Source organism: Nostoc flagelliforme FACHB-838 (genome assembly GCF_014698065.1).
Lineage (GTDB): Bacteria > Cyanobacteriota > Cyanobacteriia > Cyanobacteriales > Nostocaceae > Nostoc > Nostoc flagelliforme_B.
This window is the reverse complement of record NZ_JACJSI010000561.1, coordinates 1-3,113: the sequence shown is the minus strand read 5'-3', so window position 1 is coordinate 3,113 and position 3,113 is coordinate 1. Positions and strand designations below refer to the sequence as shown.

At 41.2% G+C, this 3,113-nt stretch carries 4 protein-coding genes and 1 pseudogene; 2 read left to right on the top strand and 3 right to left on the bottom strand.

Going from position 1 to position 3,113, the window contains the following annotated elements; all coding sequences use genetic code 11:
• Nucleotides 1-306 precede the first annotated feature (306 nt).
• The 3 genes from H6G97_RS54410 to H6G97_RS48750 form a co-directional block, all read right to left on the bottom strand.
• The gene (locus H6G97_RS54410) at nucleotides 307-447 is read right to left on the bottom strand and encodes a tetratricopeptide repeat protein (RefSeq protein WP_242056153.1); all 141 of its coding nucleotides are present in this window, start codon (nucleotides 445-447) and stop codon (nucleotides 307-309) included.
• Between the two features lie 53 nt (nucleotides 448-500).
• Nucleotides 501-638: a tetratricopeptide repeat protein gene (locus tag H6G97_RS54405; protein WP_242056152.1), complete on the bottom strand. Its 138-nt coding sequence runs from the start codon at nucleotides 636-638 to the stop codon at nucleotides 501-503.
• 338 nt (nucleotides 639-976) lie between these two features.
• The gene (locus H6G97_RS48750) at nucleotides 977-1,165 is read right to left on the bottom strand and encodes a hypothetical protein (RefSeq protein WP_190947470.1); all 189 of its coding nucleotides are present in this window, start codon (nucleotides 1,163-1,165) and stop codon (nucleotides 977-979) included.
• A 333-nt stretch (nucleotides 1,166-1,498) separates the two neighbouring features.
• Here H6G97_RS48750 and H6G97_RS48745 point away from each other — a divergent pair, with 333 nt between their 5' ends.
• Together H6G97_RS48745 and H6G97_RS48740 are read left to right on the top strand one after the other, a co-directional pair.
• Complete coding sequence (locus H6G97_RS48745) at nucleotides 1,499-2,542, top strand: serine hydrolase domain-containing protein (RefSeq protein WP_190947469.1); 1,044 nt, start codon at nucleotides 1,499-1,501, stop codon at nucleotides 2,540-2,542.
• A gap of 56 nt (nucleotides 2,543-2,598) precedes the next feature.
• A pseudogene (locus tag H6G97_RS48740) lies at nucleotides 2,599-2,942 on the top strand (winged helix-turn-helix domain-containing protein); the annotation flags it as partial.
• Nucleotides 2,943-3,113: the final 171 nt, after the last annotated feature.

The window sequence follows — 3,113 nt, the reverse complement described above, 5'->3', positions numbered from 1 at the left end:
CTATATAAGTTGAGCTATATAAATAGACGCAACAAGCGTAGAGGATATTATTGTTTCCCAAGGTTTCCGTCTGCTGTAGGCTAGGGCATCGTTAGGATTAATCTTGATGGCTTGATTATCCCTGTTCTGTCACTTTGGGAGAAGCCAATGGTTGAAAGCCTTTGAGAGCTTTACTTTTCAGTTTTGGCTATAAATAAATTTTAGTTTCTGTTAGAAAAGAAAAGCTCAAAACTTTGTTAAATCAAAGTTTCAGAGTTTCGCTCCGATTATTGTTTTCCGCAAGTGACATAAGAGGGTTATAATCAGTCATCGCCCCTTGGAAGTCTTTTGATCAGAGCGGGCATTTCCCCGGTTGTTGTAGGCTAGGGCATAGTTTGGATTAATCTTGATGGCTTGATTATAATCAGTGATCGCCCCTTGAAAGTCTTTTGTATTCAGAGCGGGCAATACCCCGGTTGCAGTAGGTATTGGCAAAGTTAGGATTAATCTTGATGGCTTAGTTATAATCGGTGATTGCCCCTTGAAAGTCTTTTGTATTCAAAGCGGGCAATACCCCGGTTGTAATAGGTATTGGCAAAGTTAGGATTAATCTTGATGGCTTGGTTGAAATCAACGAGCGCTCCTTGCAAGTCTCCCAAGTCAGAGCGGGCATTTCCCCGGTTAATGTAGACTAGGGCTAGGTAATCTTTGAGTAGTTACTCAGTGTCACAGTCAAGAAGACCTGAGAGTGGAATCAAACCTGCTTCTGTAGGGCTTTCTTTTCCAGCGATTAAATTATTAAGTCATTGAGATGAAATTCCAACCATCTGTGCGATAGCATACCCGGTTGATAGTGCTGACTTTTCCCGTTAAGTCTCGAAAAGGTTGCTGGTAAAGGATTTAAGAAACCCTTTGGCTCCTGCAACTGAAATTCTCAATCCCCTTGAACTTAAGATTTTAAAAGCTAAGTCTCCCAAACCACCCAAACTCATCACAGTTAATTAGGCTGTCGAAGCGTTGGTGCAGCCCGCCGCAGGCATCGCTCGTCTTGGCGGCTACCTAGAACATCGAAGCAAAACACCAATTGGTATCCAGGTACTGTGGCGAGGTTGGTTAAAATTACACGATCTTTGTGAGGGTTGGTAGCTTGCAAAAGAGACTTAACGGGAAAAGTCAGATTGCTCATTGGAGTTATCTGCATATTCAGAAAGCATTACCACCTGATTGGGGTCAGGCTCCACAAACTGCCCTTGAATTTATTTTTCCCCAAATAGCCGTATCTCTTCTTTTACTTTATATTGAACGTCTTGCTCACGTTGCATTTAGTCAAGGATTTGACATCCATATTTCCAGGTGCAAAATGTGAGCCTTGAACTAGCGGCGACCACTACTAGCAAAGTATGAAAAAAAACACATTCAACTTAAAATCTCAAATCCAAAATGTGTATGGTTCCAAAATGTGTTTCTTGAGAGATTAGGACTACAATCAGAAAAAAATCTACCGAGTAGGCTCATCTTTATGGCAGTTCACATCGCAGACCTTGAGCGTGCAATTGCGAAACAGCATGAAAAATCCCCGTTCTCTGGTGTAATTTGGGTCAAAGAGCAAAGCAAAATTGTTTTTGCTAAAAGTTACGGTTTCGCAAATCGCTCTGAAGCGATACCCAACACTCTTAACACTCGGTTTGCCACAGCCTCTGGCACCAAAACATTCACCAGTGCAGCAATATGTCAACTGGTTGAGAAAAACTTACTCACGTTTGATACGCTTCTCAAAGATTGTTTGAGTATTCCCTTTTCTACCTTCGATCCAGCGATCTCGGTTCACCATTTGCTGACTCACAGCTCAGGTATTCCAGACTACTTTGATGAAGCAGGAATGGATGATTATGAGGATCTATGGAAGGAGCGACCGATGTATAGCGTTCGTTCCTTGGAAAACTTTTTGCCAATGTTTCAAGATCGGGCGATGGAATTTGCTCCAGGGGAAAAATTCGCTTACAACAATGCGGGGTACATCTTATTAGGGTTAATTGTTGAGCAGGTTAGCAAACTGTGTTTCCAGGAATACGTCGAAGCCAATATATTTGCAGTCTGCAATATGGCAGACAGTGGTTTTTTTGCAATGGATTGTCTGCCGCCATGCACCGCCTATGGTTACATTCAAAAATCCGATCGGGAATGGCGAACTAATTTTTATGCTCTACCCGTGATTGGTGGCTCAGATGGTGGAGCTTTCACAACGATTGGAGATATGGAAAAGTTTTGGCAAGCGTTGATGACTCATCAACTTTTATCTGAAACGATACTCAAGCAAATGTTAACTCCGTACATTTCGACCGGAAAGCAAGGTAGGAATGGAGCTAGTATTTATTATGGATATGGCTTATGGATAGCGCAGCAGGGAGAAGCGTTGTTTTATCACATGTTTGGTGGCGATCCTGGAGTCTCTTTCTATTCAGGAATGTACCCCGATCGAGACATTCAAATTACTCTTATGGGAAATATAGTTAATCCATTTACTGATATGCGTGATTGCATTATGACTTTTTATCATGCTTAATGAATCACTTACGATTAAGCCCCGATCTGAATCCATCAATGAAAACCTGTTAATCCTTGAATCAAATCTTGCTTTGGTTGCAAACTAAGGATATTTGGGAACTGAGTGAATTGGAGTACAAATTAGCATTTGAATATGATGTGATCTACAAATCAAAACGAAGCTATTACGATTTGTTTGACGAGGCAGGAATTAGTTGGAAGAAAAGCACTGCCTTGAACCCAAAGGCAGACATTGAGGCTGTTCCCGCAAAAAAAACAGTCTTGTTTTATTGTTGGAAAGCAACAGAGAGGAAATAGAATCAGGAAAGCTGAGAGTATTATTAATAGATGAGTGCCATCTGCTCTGGGGAGATTTAACCGGATATGTTTGGGGAAAAACTGATCAAGAAATTGCTGTGATCCCTTGCCTAAAGTAGAGATATGTCTCGAAGCGTGGTAAAGAGACATATCTTCAAAGATTTTTATAAATCCATATTCTCAAGTAATCACTTTGTCTGCCTGAAGTTATTGCATTAACTTCTTTGTTGTATAGCTGCACTGCTAAAGTGACGTTTGCGCTTGAGTGCTGC

Excerpts from the sequence above, each read along its gene's own strand:
- H6G97_RS48750 (WP_190947470.1), bottom strand. The coding sequence starts at position 1,165 with ATGAGCAATCTGACTTTTCCCGTTAAGTCTCTTTTGCAAGCTACCAAC.
- H6G97_RS48745 (WP_190947469.1), top strand. The coding sequence starts at position 1,499 with ATGGCAGTTCACATCGCAGACCTTGAGCGTGCAATTGCGAAACAGCAT.